General features: G+C 61.0%; 11 protein-coding genes, 1 tRNA gene and 1 pseudogene. 4 read left to right on the top strand and 9 right to left on the bottom strand.

Annotated elements, in window-relative coordinates:
- Positions 1-282: 282 nt before the first annotated feature.
- On the bottom strand, positions 283-1,800 hold the full coding sequence (locus tag ACIOAU_RS02035) for a YdgA family protein (RefSeq protein WP_188035559.1): 1,518 nt from the start codon (positions 1,798-1,800) through the stop codon (positions 283-285).
- Between the two features lie 527 nt (positions 1,801-2,327).
- Between ACIOAU_RS02035 and ACIOAU_RS02030 the strand changes: the two genes are divergently transcribed.
- The 4 genes and pseudogenes from ACIOAU_RS02030 (at position 2,328) to ACIOAU_RS02015 (ending at position 6,887) form a co-directional block, all read left to right on the top strand.
- Positions 2,328-3,674, top strand: coding sequence for an APC family permease (locus ACIOAU_RS02030; RefSeq protein WP_150570897.1), 1,347 nt, complete (start codon positions 2,328-2,330; stop codon positions 3,672-3,674).
- 58 nt (positions 3,675-3,732) lie between these two features.
- Positions 3,733-5,001 (top strand): annotated as a pseudogene (locus tag ACIOAU_RS02025) (HAMP domain-containing protein); the annotation flags it as partial.
- 102 nt (positions 5,002-5,103) lie between these two features.
- A complete protein-coding gene (locus ACIOAU_RS02020; RefSeq protein ID WP_371918919.1) occupies positions 5,104-5,859 on the top strand; it encodes a methyl-accepting chemotaxis protein in 756 nt (251 codons plus the stop codon).
- A 68-nt stretch (positions 5,860-5,927) separates the two neighbouring features.
- Positions 5,928-6,887, top strand: a complete 960-nt coding sequence (locus tag ACIOAU_RS02015; RefSeq protein WP_401179626.1) for a cation diffusion facilitator family transporter — start codon at positions 5,928-5,930, stop codon at positions 6,885-6,887.
- Positions 6,888-7,181: 294 nt separating this feature from the next.
- Here the strand turns inward: ACIOAU_RS02015 and ACIOAU_RS02010 are convergent.
- From ACIOAU_RS02010 to tolR, 8 genes are all read right to left on the bottom strand, one after another.
- A tRNA-Lys gene (locus tag ACIOAU_RS02010) sits at positions 7,182-7,257 on the bottom strand.
- Positions 7,258-7,318: 61 nt separating this feature from the next.
- Positions 7,319-7,993 carry a 7-cyano-7-deazaguanine synthase QueC gene (gene queC / locus ACIOAU_RS02005; protein WP_101317428.1) on the bottom strand — a complete coding sequence of 225 codons (675 nt, stop codon included), beginning with the start codon at positions 7,991-7,993 and terminating at the stop codon, positions 7,319-7,321.
- Between the two features lie 17 nt (positions 7,994-8,010).
- The gene (gene queE / locus ACIOAU_RS02000; RefSeq protein WP_101322958.1) at positions 8,011-8,658 is read right to left on the bottom strand and encodes a 7-carboxy-7-deazaguanine synthase QueE; all 648 of its coding nucleotides are present in this window, start codon (positions 8,656-8,658) and stop codon (positions 8,011-8,013) included.
- Between the two features lie 159 nt (positions 8,659-8,817).
- The gene (gene ybgF, locus ACIOAU_RS01995; RefSeq protein ID WP_101317426.1) at positions 8,818-9,633 is read right to left on the bottom strand and encodes a tol-pal system protein YbgF; all 816 of its coding nucleotides are present in this window, start codon (positions 9,631-9,633) and stop codon (positions 8,818-8,820) included.
- A gap of 5 nt (positions 9,634-9,638) precedes the next feature.
- A complete protein-coding gene (gene pal, locus ACIOAU_RS01990) occupies positions 9,639-10,139 on the bottom strand; it encodes a peptidoglycan-associated lipoprotein Pal (protein ID WP_043201913.1) in 501 nt (166 codons plus the stop codon).
- Between the two features lie 54 nt (positions 10,140-10,193).
- On the bottom strand, positions 10,194-11,465 hold the full coding sequence (gene tolB / locus ACIOAU_RS01985) for a Tol-Pal system beta propeller repeat protein TolB (protein ID WP_189691595.1): 1,272 nt from the start codon (positions 11,463-11,465) through the stop codon (positions 10,194-10,196).
- Positions 11,466-11,491: 26 nt separating this feature from the next.
- Positions 11,492-12,568 (bottom strand): cell envelope integrity protein TolA, encoded by a 1,077-nt coding sequence (tolA, locus tag ACIOAU_RS01980; protein ID WP_103436372.1) that lies wholly within the window; start codon positions 12,566-12,568, stop codon positions 11,492-11,494.
- The gene (gene tolR, locus ACIOAU_RS01975) at positions 12,568-13,020 is read right to left on the bottom strand and encodes a protein TolR (RefSeq protein ID WP_101317418.1); all 453 of its coding nucleotides are present in this window, start codon (positions 13,018-13,020) and stop codon (positions 12,568-12,570) included. The genes tolA and tolR overlap by 1 nt, the downstream gene beginning before the upstream one ends.
- Between the last annotated feature and the right edge of the window lie 13 nt (positions 13,021-13,033).

Here is a 13,033-nt window from a genome sequence, read left to right as displayed (position 1 = left end):
ATCGCTGGACCTGCGGGCGCGCGTGCGCGTCAGTCAAGAGTATCACCGAGCCCTGGCAGTCAGGCTAATGACGCCGGACGGCCAGACAGGCCATCACGGCCTTCTGCGGGCGCGGATTATTATCGCGCCGAAGGCTACAGACAATCAGGTCATTGCAAAAGCGATTTCTGCGCGTGCCAATCAGGCCGGCGTAGCTGACCTGATTTCGCGCAAGTGCTTGCAGTTGCGAGGCCAGGTAACGGTGGGCTTGCCCCACCGTTGCCTGGCCCCGCCTTCACACGGTCAGCCCTGCGGCCACGGCGCCGCCATGAGTGCAGCCAGGCTCATGACGAACTCTTCAACGGTCATTTTCTTGCCGTTGAAGTCGACCATGCCATCGGCGTAGTGCAGGTTCGACACGACGTCGTCACCCTTGACCGTGGCCATGCCGCTTTGCAGCGCCATCATGCCGAGCATTTCACCGGCCTGGCTGGACTGCTGGGCAATCGCCTGAGGGTCGGTCTGGCCTTCGAGCAGGGCCTGCAAGGCGGTCAGGTCGCCGACCATCGGCTTGGACACCAGCAGCTCGCCGTTGAGCTGGCTGATCAGTTGCTTGGCCAGTTGATCAGGCGGCAGGTCGAACGAGCTCGGCGCGGCGAAGTCCAGCGCCAGCTTGAAGTGACTCTGGCCGTTGGCAGTCTTGAACGACAACTCCTCCAGGGCCAGCTTTGGTTTGGCGGCAAGCATCTTCTGCAGGTCTGCCTGAACCTTGACCTTCTCTTCCTCGCTCATGTTGAACGACGGCATTGGCTCGCCAGCAGCAGTGGCCGCTTGCATGGCCTGCACTTCAGGCAGCTTGGTCTGGTACCACTCGGCCAGTGACTGCAGGGCCGGCACGTCGACCGAGTTCATGGTCACGACCATCTTGCCGCTGCCGACGGCACGGTTGGCGTAGTTGATGTCGCCAACCTTGTACGCGATTCGCGCACCGATCTTGTCAGTACCTTCGGCGGTGTACAGGTTGGTTTGCTCCAGGTCCTTGAGCAACATCACTTCCTGCTTTGGCCCAAGCACAGCCTCCAGTTGGCCAAGCAGGACATCGACGTTGCCGACATAGACCATGTCGTGGTCGGTGCTGGCCAGGTTGCCGCCTACCTTGAACTTGTCCAGGGTGAAGGTCGCTGGCGGATGGTCTGCACCCACCAATTTCATCTGCAGACGATCAGCGTTGGCGTGAATCTTCACAGCCTTGCCTTCACGGTCGCCGCTGAGCAGCACCTGCATGCCGGAGAAGTCAACGCTGTTGCCGTCTACCTCATTGAGCTTGATCGGCGCCAGGCGAACATCGCTGTCGATGTGACCGCCATAACCGACATCGACATTGGCGGTGATCGGCGATTGCTCGCCCGCAGCGCTGTACCACTTGGCTGTGGCTTCGTCCTTGTCGAGCACGCTGTTGCTCGAGACCATCACCGGCATCAGTTTCAGCGCCTTGACCCGCGACCACGGGAATGGCCCGTGCTCAAGCTGATCAGTGATGCCGACATCGAAGTTCAGCGCCTGGCCTTCGCCCAGCCACACATCCTTGGCCTTGAGCCGGTAGTGCGCGGTGCTGCTGAACAGGTGCTGCTCCAGCGAGGTCAGTTCCAGGCTCATGCTGCCGCCGGTACCAGCAGTGGCCTTGAGCAGTTCTTCGTTGGCACGGGTGACCGAAGCCTGCAACTCGGCGGGCAGTTGCTTGCCGGTGTACCAGGCGCCAGCGGTAGCTGCAATGGCGATGGCGACGGCCAGGCCGGAGAGGATGCCTACTGATTTCTTCATGAATTGAACCGATTGCTTTCCATAAGGGGGGACTGGGTGCGACACCGTCGCGCTGGGCACGAAGGGTACCACTGACGCCTGTCGGATGCGCCGGGCTCGGTGGGCAAAAATTTGCTGAGGATGTGTTTGGCAATCAGCGATCGTAAATTTTTACGGACATTAAAATCTGTCTTTGAATGAAAATTCGCACTTACCTTGGGGCATAAGCGGCAAAAACCCGATAAAAGCTCGATCTCCGTTACATCCTGTCATGTTTAACTTGACACCCTACCCGGCATCGTTTTTTATTTTAACCACCTTGCTTCAGCGCCTAACAACGAAGAACAACCGCAGCGCGCTTACTCGCCCCACTAGGGACTCTGCGCGCCTTGAACTTCGCTGCGGCACTGTCAGCCATGCCACCGGCGCCTCGCATGCGCCCGCCCTCGCTCCGACATAAAAGGTGAACAACATGGAGCTCATCCGCACGACCTGGCTGTGCCCGCCCGCCTACTCGCCCACCGTTCAGGCTCAGGAGCATCGCACGCATGCAGCCTGAACCAAGCACCGGCGGCCAGTTCCGCAAATCCCTGCGCCTGTGGCATGTGGTGATCATCGGTCTGGCTTACCTGACGCCGATGACCGTCTTCGACACCTTTGGCATCGTTTCCGGGATTACTGCCGGGCATGTGCCCAGTGCCTACATCCTGGCGCTGCTGGGCGTGCTGTTCACCGCGGTGAGCTACGGCACGCTGGTACGGCGTTTTCCGCAGTCGGGCTCGGCCTACACCTACACCCAGCGGGCGATCAATCCGCACGTGGGTTTTCTGGTCGGCTGGTCTTCGCTGCTGGATTACCTGCTGCTGCCGATGGTCAACGCCCTGCTGGCCAAGCTGTACCTGTCGGCGATGTTCCCGGAGGTGCCGCAGTGGATCTGGGTGGCGGGCTTCGTCACCCTGATCAGCCTGGTCAACATGCGCAGCGTCAACCTGGTGGCCCACTTCAATGCCCTGTTCGTGGCCGTGCAGGTGGCGATAATCAGTGTGTTCATCTATCTCTGCGCACGTGGCCTTGAGCATGGCGAGGGCCTGGGCACGGCCTGGAGCCTGATCCCGTTTGTCGACCCACAGGTGCAGTTCAGCGCGCTGGCCGCCGGTGCGACCATTCTGTGCTTCTCGTTCTTGGGTTTCGATGCGGTGACCTGCCTGTCGGAGGAAACTCGCGATCCGGGCAAGACCATTCCGCGGGCGATCTTCCTCACCGCCTTGATCGGCGGCGTGGTGTTCATTCTTGTGTCCTACTTCATCCAGGCCTATTTCCCGACCATGCAGCGCTTCCATGACCAGGAAGCGGCGCTGCCGGAAATCGCCCTGTATGTCGGTGGCAAGTTGTTCCAGTCGGTGTTCATCGCCTGCACGGTGATCAACACCATCGCCTCGGGCCTGGCCTCGCAGACCAGTGTGTCACGGCTGCTGTATGTGATGGGCCGCGACGGGGTGATCCCGACTCGGGTGTTCGCCCGCCTGCATCCTCGGTACAAGACGCCGGTGCTGAACATTGCCGTGGTGGGACTGGTGGCGTTGTCGGCGATCTTCTTTGATCTGGTCACAGCTACCTCGGTAATCAACTTTGGCGCATTGGTTGCCTTCAGCTTCGTCAATCTGGCGGTGATCAACCACTGCTACCTGCGCGAGAAGGGTCGCAAGAGCCTGGCCCAGACCTTCAAGTACCTGGTGCTGCCGACCATTGGCTTTTGCATCATCGTCTCGCTTTGGCTGGACCTCAACCAGCACTCGCTGCTGTTTGGCGGCGCCTGGGCACTGGCCGGGCTGATCTACCTCGGCTGGCTGACCAAGGCGTTTCGCATCGCGCCGCCCAGCTGTATCGCTGACTGAGCCTCCCCCACCGACGCCCGCTTGATGCGGGCGTCGCTCTGCTCGAGAAGGAAAACCCATGCTCCCGCGCCGCCTTTCCATCCAGTGGAAGATCACCCTGCTCGCCGGCCTGTGCCTGCTGGTCATCGTCGCCCTGCTGGTGGCCACCTCGCTGACTCAGGCGCGCCGCAGCGCAGCACAGGTGTTCAGCGCCAACAGCGAACTGCTCGACCACAGCGCCCGCCTGCGCCTGCAGGCTCAGGCCGAAACCCAGGCACTGCGTATTCAGCGCTACTTCATGGATGCCTACCAATACGGCAGCGGTTTCAGCCGTCTGGTGCAGGTGCTCAGGCAGCGCGGCGACAACGACCTGCGCGCAGCGCTGGCTGCGCAGGCACGGTCGGCGCTGGCGGGTAACCCTGGCCTGATCGGCCTGTACCTGGTGTTCCAGCCCAACGCCCTCGACCAACAGGATGCGCGCTTCATCAACCAGCCCGAGCACGGTAGCAATGACAGCGGACGCTTCTCGCTGTACTGGTCGCAAGCACAGTCCGGCACGCTGACCGCCGAAGCCATGCCCGAGGCGATGCTTGCCGACAGCAGCATTGGCGCCAACGGCTCGCCCTACAACCGCTGGCTGACCTGCCCGGAGCAAACCGCCAAGGCTTGCGTGGTCGAACCTTACTTCGACGAGATCAATGGCCAGCAGATCCTGATGACCAGCATCGCCATGCCGATCATGGATAACGGCAAGGTCATCGCCGTAGTTGGCCTGGACATCAGCCTGGACAACCTCCAGCAACTGAGCCTCAGTGGCCGCCAGGAACTGTTCGACGGCCAAGGCCAGGTCAGCATCGTCAGCCCGGCGGGCTTGCTCGCCGGCCACAGCGCTGATGCCACGCAACTGAGCAAGCCGCTCGAGCACGTCCTCAGCGGGCCGGCCCGCGAGCTGCTACCAAGCTTGCTTGCCGGGCAGCCAGTGCGGCGCCTGGATCACGGCCAGATGCGCGTCTCGCAGCCATTTGCGCCTATCCCTGACGCCGCCCCATGGCAAGTTCTGCTGGAGCTGCCCGAGGCCGTGTTGCAGGCGCCGGCAGTAGCGCTGAACCAACGCCTGGCCGGGCATAACCAGGACGCCAACCTGATCAGCCTGGCCATCGGCCTGTTTGCAGCGGTGCTGGGTTTGCTGCTGGTCTGGCTGACCGCGCGTGGCGTTACCCGGCCAATCCTGATGGTAGCCCGGCGTCTGCAGGATATCGCCAGCGGCGAAGGCGACCTGACCCGCCGGCTGGACTACGCCCGCGATGATGAACTGGGCCAGTTGACCGGCTGGTTCAACCGTTTTCTCGACAAGCTGCAACCGGTGATTGCCCAGGTCAAAGCCTCGCTACAGGACGCGCGCACTACGGCGGACCAGTCCGCCGCCATCGCCAGCCAGACCAGCAATGGCATGCAGCAACAGCAACGCGAGATCGAGCAGGTGGCGACCGCCGCCAATGAAATGAGCGCCACCGCGCAGGACGTTGCGCATAACGCCGCGCAGGCAGCGCAGGCGGCACGCGGCGCCGATCAGGCCAGCCGCGAAGGCCTGCAGCGGGTAGCCGACACCCGTCGGGCAATTTCCCAACTGGCCAGCGACATGGATGCGGCGATGGGCCAGGCGAAAGCGCTGGAGAGCCGCAGCGAGCAGATCGGCTCGGTACTGGAGGTGATCCGCGCCATTGCCGAGCAGACCAACCTGCTTGCACTCAACGCCGCTATCGAAGCAGCCCGCGCCGGCGAGGCTGGGCGCGGTTTCGCGGTGGTGGCCGATGAGGTGCGCAGCCTGGCCCAGCGTACCCAGGTATCAGTCGAGGAGATCCGCCAGGTGATCGAAGGCCTGCAGCAAGGCAGCGAAGCCGTGGTCGGCACCATGCAGGCCGGCCAGCGCCAGGCGCAGGACAGTGCGCAGCAGATGGAGCAGGCGATGCCCGCGCTGCAGCGCATTGGCGAGGCCGTCGCAGTGATCACCGACATGAACCTGCAGATCGCCTCGGCTGCCGAAGAGCAAAGCGCCGTCGCCGAAGAAGTTAACCGCAACGTGGCCGGCATTCGCGATGTGACCGACTCGCTCGCCGGCCAGGCAGACGAATCGGCGCGCATCAGCCAGGCGCTGAACCACCTGGCCAATCAGCAACAAGCATTGATGGCGCAGTTTCGCGTCTAGTCTGTACTAGCCTCGGCAATGCCGAGGCCGCTATCCCCCGGCATTACCGCCGTACAAGAGTTTCAGTTATGCAGATCTCACCCAAACCGGCTTTTTTCGACCTGACCTGCGAGCAGGGCCTACTGCGCACCTCGATCGCAGTCACTCTGTTCATCGCCACCATCGGTATCGCCTTCGGCCTGGCTTCGGGCTCGTTCTCGATTGTGTTCGACGGCGTCTATTCGCTGGTCGACGCCAGCATGAGCGGCTTGTCGCTGGTGGTGGTCAAGCTGATCACCGCCCACGTCAGCAGCGCGCAGATGTCGCGCAAGTTGCGCGAGCGCTTCAGCATGGGCTTCTGGCACCTTGAACCGATGGTGCTGGCACTCAACGGCATTCTGCTCAGCGGCGTGGCCATCTACGCCCTGATCAACGCGGTCAGCAGCCTGCTTGAAGGCGGCCGTGACCTCGAGTTCGGCATCGCCCTGATCTACGCCGTGCTGACCGTGATTGCCTGCGTCACCATCGCCGTGGTCGAGGCCCGCGCGAACCGCACGCTCAACTCCGACTTCGTGCGCATGGACGTCAAGGGCTGGGTCATGTCGGCGAGCATTACCGCCGCGCTGTTGATTGCCTTCTGCGTTGGCCTGGCGATTCAGGGCACGCAGTGGCAGTGGATTTCACCGTACATCGACCCGGCGGTGCTCGGACTGGTGTGCCTGGTGATCATTCCGCTGCCGTTGTCGGTGGTACGCCAGGCCCTGGCCGATATCTTCCTGGTGACGCCGAGCGACCTCAAGCAACACGTCGACAACGTCGCCCAGGCCTTCGCGCACAAGCATGGCCTGCAGTCGTTTCGGGCGTATGTGGCCAAGGTCGGGCGCTCGCGCGAGATCGAGCTGTACTTCATCGTGCCTGCCGACATGGCTGCGCGGACCATCGCCGAATGGGACGCACTGCGCAACGAGATCGGTGATGCGGTGGGTGGCGAAGGGCCGGATCGTTGGATCACGGTGGTGTTTACCGGGGATCCCGAATGGGCTGAGTAAGTGCCTGTCAGCAGGCCAGGCCGCTATCGGCTGCAGTTTCATCGTTGATCCATACGACGAATGCCTGCACTTCGGCATCATTGATGAACTGGCCAGCGATGTACTGCCGCTGTTCCCTTCACTGCAAGGCCCGGCACCACTGCCTCAGCTCTGGTGAAGACAACGCCCTCAAGGCCATGCCACGCTGCGCGCATGGAACTCTAGAAACGAAAAAGCCCGCCATGAAAGGCGGGCTTTTTCATCTTGATTTGATACCGAACCAAGCCAGAGGCTTGCTCCGCACAGCTGTAAAAATGGTGGGTCGTGTAGGATTCGAACCTACGACCAATTGGTTAAAAGCCAACTGCTCTACCAACTGAGCTAACGACCCTTTTGATGGCGCGTATAATACTGATTTCTAACGAAAAATCAACACCCCATCAGTAAAAGGCTTAAAAGTAGCGGGTCGGATCTTCCACACCTGCGGCCTTGAAGCCGTCCGCGCGCAAGCGGCAGCTGTCGCACTTGCGGCAGGCGCGGCCCTGATCATCGGCCTGGTAGCAGGACACTGTCAGGCTGTAATCGACGCCGCGGGCAACACCGGCCTGGACGATCTGTGCCTTGCTCATGTTCTGCAGCGGCGCCTGAATGCGGAAGCCCTGCCCTTCAACACCGGCCTTGGTCGCGAGGTTGGCCATGCGCTCGAATGCTTCGACGAACTCAGGACGGCAATCCGGGTAGCCGGAGTAATCCACCGCGTTGACGCCGATGAAGATATCGCGTGCCTGCAGTACTTCGGCCCAACCCAGGGCCAGCGACAGGAACACGGTGTTGCGCGCCGGCACGTAGGTGACCGGGATGCCTTCGCCAGGTGCCTCAGGCACGTCGATGCTGCTGTCGGTCAACGCCGAGCCGCCGATGCCGTCAAGGTTGAGACCGATCACCTTGTGCTCGACTACTCCCATGTCGCGGGCCACCCGGGCGGCTGCGTCGAGCTCGGCGCGATGACGCTGGCCGTAGTCAAAACTCATGGTGTAGCAGCTGTAGCCATCGGCCTGGGCCATGGCGACCACGGTCGCCGAGTCGAGGCCACCGGAAAGCAGGATTACCGCGCGTTTGTCAGTCATGTCTTGGTCCTTGGGTTTCAGCGGCCGGGTTCGTCGTTCCACAGCAGCTTGTGCAGCTGCAACTGGAAGCGCACGGGCAGGTTGTCGGCAACGATCCAGTCAGCCAGATCACTGGCACTGACCTGATGATGGCTAGGCGAGAACAGCACTTCGCCTGCGCGCTGATCGAGGTTGTACTGGATCAGCTTGGAGACAGCCCAGTCGTAGTCTTCGCGCGAACAGATGACGAACTTTACCTGGTCATTACGGGTCAGCAGCTCGATGTTCTCGTAGCGGTTGCGGTGCGATTCTTCCGAGGCCGGGGTCTTCAGATCGACCACACGGCTGACGCGGCTGTCGACTTTGGAAATATCCAGCGCGCCGCTGGTTTCCAGCGACACCTCGTAGCCTGCATCGCACAAACGCTCAAGCAACGGCAACGCGTTGGGCTGAGCCAATGGCTCGCCACCGGTAACGCAGATATACCGCGGACGAAAGCCCGCCACCTGCTCCATGATCGAATCCAGGCTGCGAATCGTACCGCCGGTGAAGGCATAGGCGCTGTCGCAGTACTGGCAGCGCAACGGGCAGCCAGTCAGGCGGACAAACACGGTGGGCAGGCCAGCCGTGCGCGTTTCACCCTGCAACGAGTAAAAGACTTCGGTGATGCGTAAGGTATCTTGCATGATCGCCACGGGCGTGACAGCTAAACAGGCTGTCCGCCTCCGTCAGGCACTGTCGCGGACTCGACAAAGCGTTATCCGCAGCAGCGTGTTTACGTAAAAGGGCCAAGAGTCTAACGAAAAAACCCGCGCCAGGCGCGGGTTTTCTCACAAACGGGCTGCTTAGAGCTTTTGCAGGTCGCGTTGCGCCAGTTGCGCGGCGGAAGTGCCGGGGTACTGGGTAACTACTTGCTGCAGAATGCCTTTGACCTTGTCGGTACGGCCCAGGCGACGTTCGACGTCGGCCAGCTTGTACAAGGAATCAGGCACTTTGCTGTGCTTGGGATACGACTGGCTGACCTTGGCAAACGCCTGAGCTGCACCTTGCAGGTCGCCCTTGGCCAGGTTCACCTCACCCAGCCAGTATTGCGCGTTGCCGGCATACTGGCTGTTAGGGTATTTGCGCAGGAAGGCGGTAAACGCCTGGCTGGCCTTGTCGAAGTCCTTCTGCTTGATCAGGTCGAAAGCAGCATCATAGTAGAGCTTTTCTTTCGCCGGATCAGCCGGCTCGCTACCCGCGGCCGGTTGTTGCGCAGCAGCGCCAGCGGCGCCGGCTGCTGCACCGGCAGCGGCATCGGATGCGCCACCGGTTGAAGAATTATCGGGAGTCGCGGCAGGCGCGGCACCACTTGAAATGCGACGGTCCAGATCCTGGTATCGCTCCAGGTTTTCCTGCTTCATGCGCGACACATCGTTCTGCAACTCTTCGATGATGCCTTGCTGGCGGGAAATCTGATCCTGCATCTGTTGCAGCTGCATGAACAACTGACCCTGTGCAGAAGCAGGGGTTGAAGCCCCTGCTCCGGCATAGGCGCCGCTCGTGCCATAACCCGCGGGCGGATAACTGCTCGCGTTGTCATCTACTACAGGGACTGCAGCCCACGCCGTGAAGGGCAGGCTGAGTGCGAGGACGGTCAAAGCACGGCGGCACGTACGCATAGGACTTACTTACGCAGTTCTACGCGACGGTTCTGAGCCCAGGATTGCTCGTCGTTGCCGGTGGCAACTGGACGCTCTTCACCGTAGGAAACCAGTTCCAGCTGTGCAGGGGAAACGCCCTGCAGAACCAGGTAACGCTGTACGGCTTTGGCGCGACGCTCACCCAGAGCCATGTTGTACTCGCGAGTACCACGCTCGTCGGTGTTGCCTTCCAGAACAACACGGCTGCCGTTGGACTTCAGGTCCTTGGCGTGAACATCCAGAGCGCGCATGGCTTCTGGCTTCAGGTCCGAGCTGTCGTATTCGAAGTAGAAGGTGGTGATTGCGCGCAGGGCGGCTTCTTCGCTCAGGCTGCCGTCAACAGCGCCAGTGTTGGCACCGTAACCAGCGTTAGGATCTACAGCAGCGCCTTCGCCGGCGTTGTCGCCACCTTTGGAAGAGCAACCTACAGCTACAGCCATGGCCAGAGCCAGCGCAGCGAATTTACCAAACTTCAGCATTTCCATCGTGAAACTCCTAATGAAACCCCAGTGTGTTAAGCAAAACGGTGTAACGCCGCATCAGTTCAGGTAAGGGGACCAGGACGGTTCTCTGACTTCGCCTTGCGCGGTAGGAAGCGGGAGCCTCACGCGTCCGTTGAGAGAGACGAGCATCAAGACTCCCCGGCCCTGCTGGCGGGTGGCGTAGATTAGCATGGTGCCGTTGGGCGCAACAGTGGGGGACTCGTCAAGACTGGTCTCTGAGAGAATCTTTACACTTCCACGTTGCAAGTCCTGGGCCGCCACTTTGAAGTTGGTGAAGCCCTGTTGGCGATGAATCATCACCAGGGTCTTCTCGTCCGCCGAAAGTTTCGGGTTGGCATTGTAGTTACCCACGAACGTTACACGCTCGGCGGAACCGCCACTGACCGACGTTTTGTAGATCTGCGGCTTGCCACCACGGTCGGAGGTGAAGTAAAGCGTGTTGCCATCTTTACCCCAGAACGGTTCGGTGTTGATACCAGGGCCGGCAGTTACGCGACTGATCGCGCGCGAACCCATGTTCATCACATAGATGTCCGGGTTGCCGTCCTTGGACAGTACGAACGCCAGGCGCGAACCATCCGGCGACCAGGCTGGCGCGCCGTTGAGGCCTTCGAAGTTGGTGATCTGCTCACGGCGACCGGTGTCGATGTGCTGGACAAAGATACGTGGGCGACGCTGCTCGAACGACACATAGGCGATGCGCTTGCCATCCGGTGCGAAGCGTGGCGACAGAATCGGCTCACGCGACTGCAGCAGGGTCACTGCCCGGGCACCGTCGTAATCTGAACGCTGCAGGGTGTAGCGGGTGTTGTTGGCAGAGAAGCGCTCGGCAGTCACGTACAGCATGCGGGTGGAAAACGCACCCTTGATGCCGGTGAGCTTCTCGAACGACTGGTCGGCAATGTAGTGCGACATGTCGCGCAACTGGTCGACAGTACCGGCAACGCTGCCAGTCAGCACTTGCTGCTCGGTGGCCACGTTGAACAGCGCGTACTGCACCTGCAGACGGCCACCGGACGGCACGATGCTACCGACCATGACGTACTGGGCGCCCAGGGCTTTCCAGTCGCGGAAGATGACTTCGCTGGCCTGGCTTGGCTGGCTGATCATGTTCTGCTTTGGAATCGGCGAGTAGTAGCCAGAGTTGCGCAGGTCATTGCCGATGATGTCGGCCATGTCTTCTGGCAGCACGCTGCCACCCTGCAGGCCGAACGGTACTACCGCGATGGGCGTGGCCCGATCGCTACCGCTGGTGACCAGGATGTTCTTTTCCTCTGCTACGGCCATACCTGCCACGCAGCAGAGCATGACCAGCAGCCCTCGAAAGAGTTTAATCACAGCGCTAGATCCTCAGGTGTAAATGTCATCTTGAACGAGCGATACGCATTGAAATCACTCGGCTTCAAGCCCTGCATTTCGGTCAGTCGACCAATGTTCTTCACCGCTGCCACCGCCGAAGCATCAAACGGACCGTCGCCACTGGCGCGGGCCACACTGACGCTGGTGATGGTGCCATCGGGCAGCATGTTGATCTGCAGCACTACCGTCATGCCTTTGCGTGCCGAAGGCGGACGGGCCCAACCTTCTGCAGCGCGCATGCGGATCAGGTCGTCGAAATCACCGGCTACCTGGTCGCCCTGCTCGTCAGCCAGAGCCTGCTGGCGCTCGGTGGTATCAGACAACAGCTCGGCCAGGGCCTGGGCTTTCTTGTCTTCTGCCGCCTTGCGGGCTGCATCCTGGGCTTTTTTCTTCTGGGCATCTGCAGCGGCCTTCTTCTTGGCCTCTTCAGCTGCTTTCTTCTTCGCTTCCTCGGCTGCCGTTTTCTTCTTGGCATCCTCGGCGGCTTTTTTCTTGGCTTCTTCGGCGGCTTTCTTCTTCGCCTCTTCAGCTGCGTCTTTCTTGGCTTCTTCGTCGGCCTTTTTCTTGGCCTCTTCTTCCGCCTTCTTCTTGGCGATATCAGCCTGCTGTTTTTCGCTGGCTTTCTTCGCCTCTTCGGCTTTCTTGGCCTCGGCGGCCTTCTTGGCTTCAGCAGTCTTGGCAGCTTCTTCGGCTTTTTTGGCTTCTGCCGCTTCGCGAGCAGCTTCGGCCTTTTGATCCGCGTCGGCTTTCTTTTGTTCCGCGGCCTTCACGGCCTCCTGTTCGACCTTCTTCTGTTCCAGCTGTTCGACTTCAGTCTGGCGCGAAGCGGTTTTCTTCGCCTCCCCGGCAATCTTCTGATTGGTCTGGGTAGTGGCCTGACTCTTGGACTTGAGCTGGTACAGCGTAGCCTGAACGATCGGCTTGGACGGCGGCAGCTCAGGGGTCATGGCGAAGCTGACGAACAGCATCGCAAACACCACGACATGCAAGCCAATGGCCCAGACACTGGGCCAGAAGTAGCTTTCCGAGGCAGATGGCTCTCGCTGTTGCATCAGGGCGCCTCGGTAATCAGGCCAACGTTACCGACACCGGCCTTCTGCAACCCGCCCATGGCGCCCATGACCGAGCCGTAATCGACGGACTTGTCGCCACGGATAAAGACCTGGGTCTGTTTGCCCTGGTCGCGACCGGCGGCAATGATCTTGGTCACGGCATTGGTCATGTCCGGCAAGGTCATGGCCTTGTCCATCTGTTTGTCGGTATCGACCTCGCTGCCAAGGTTCCAGTAGTAGGTCTTGTCGGCCTTGATCGAGATGGTAAGGATCTGGACGTTGTTGTCCTGCGGCAAGGCTTCGCTGGAAACCTTGGGCAGGTCGACCTTGACCCCCTGGTTGAGCATCGGGGCCGTCACCATGAAGATGACCAGCAGCACCAGCATCACGTCGATGTAGGGCACCACGTTCATCTCGGCGACGGGCTTGCGTTTGTGGCGAACTCGGGCCATGGGTTTCTACCTG

Source organism: Pseudomonas sp. NPDC088322, from assembly GCF_044740745.1.
Classification (GTDB): domain Bacteria; phylum Pseudomonadota; class Gammaproteobacteria; order Pseudomonadales; family Pseudomonadaceae; genus Aquipseudomonas; species Aquipseudomonas shirazensis.
The sequence above is the reverse complement of the archived record's forward strand: the minus strand, read 5'-3'. Positions and strand labels throughout refer to the sequence as shown.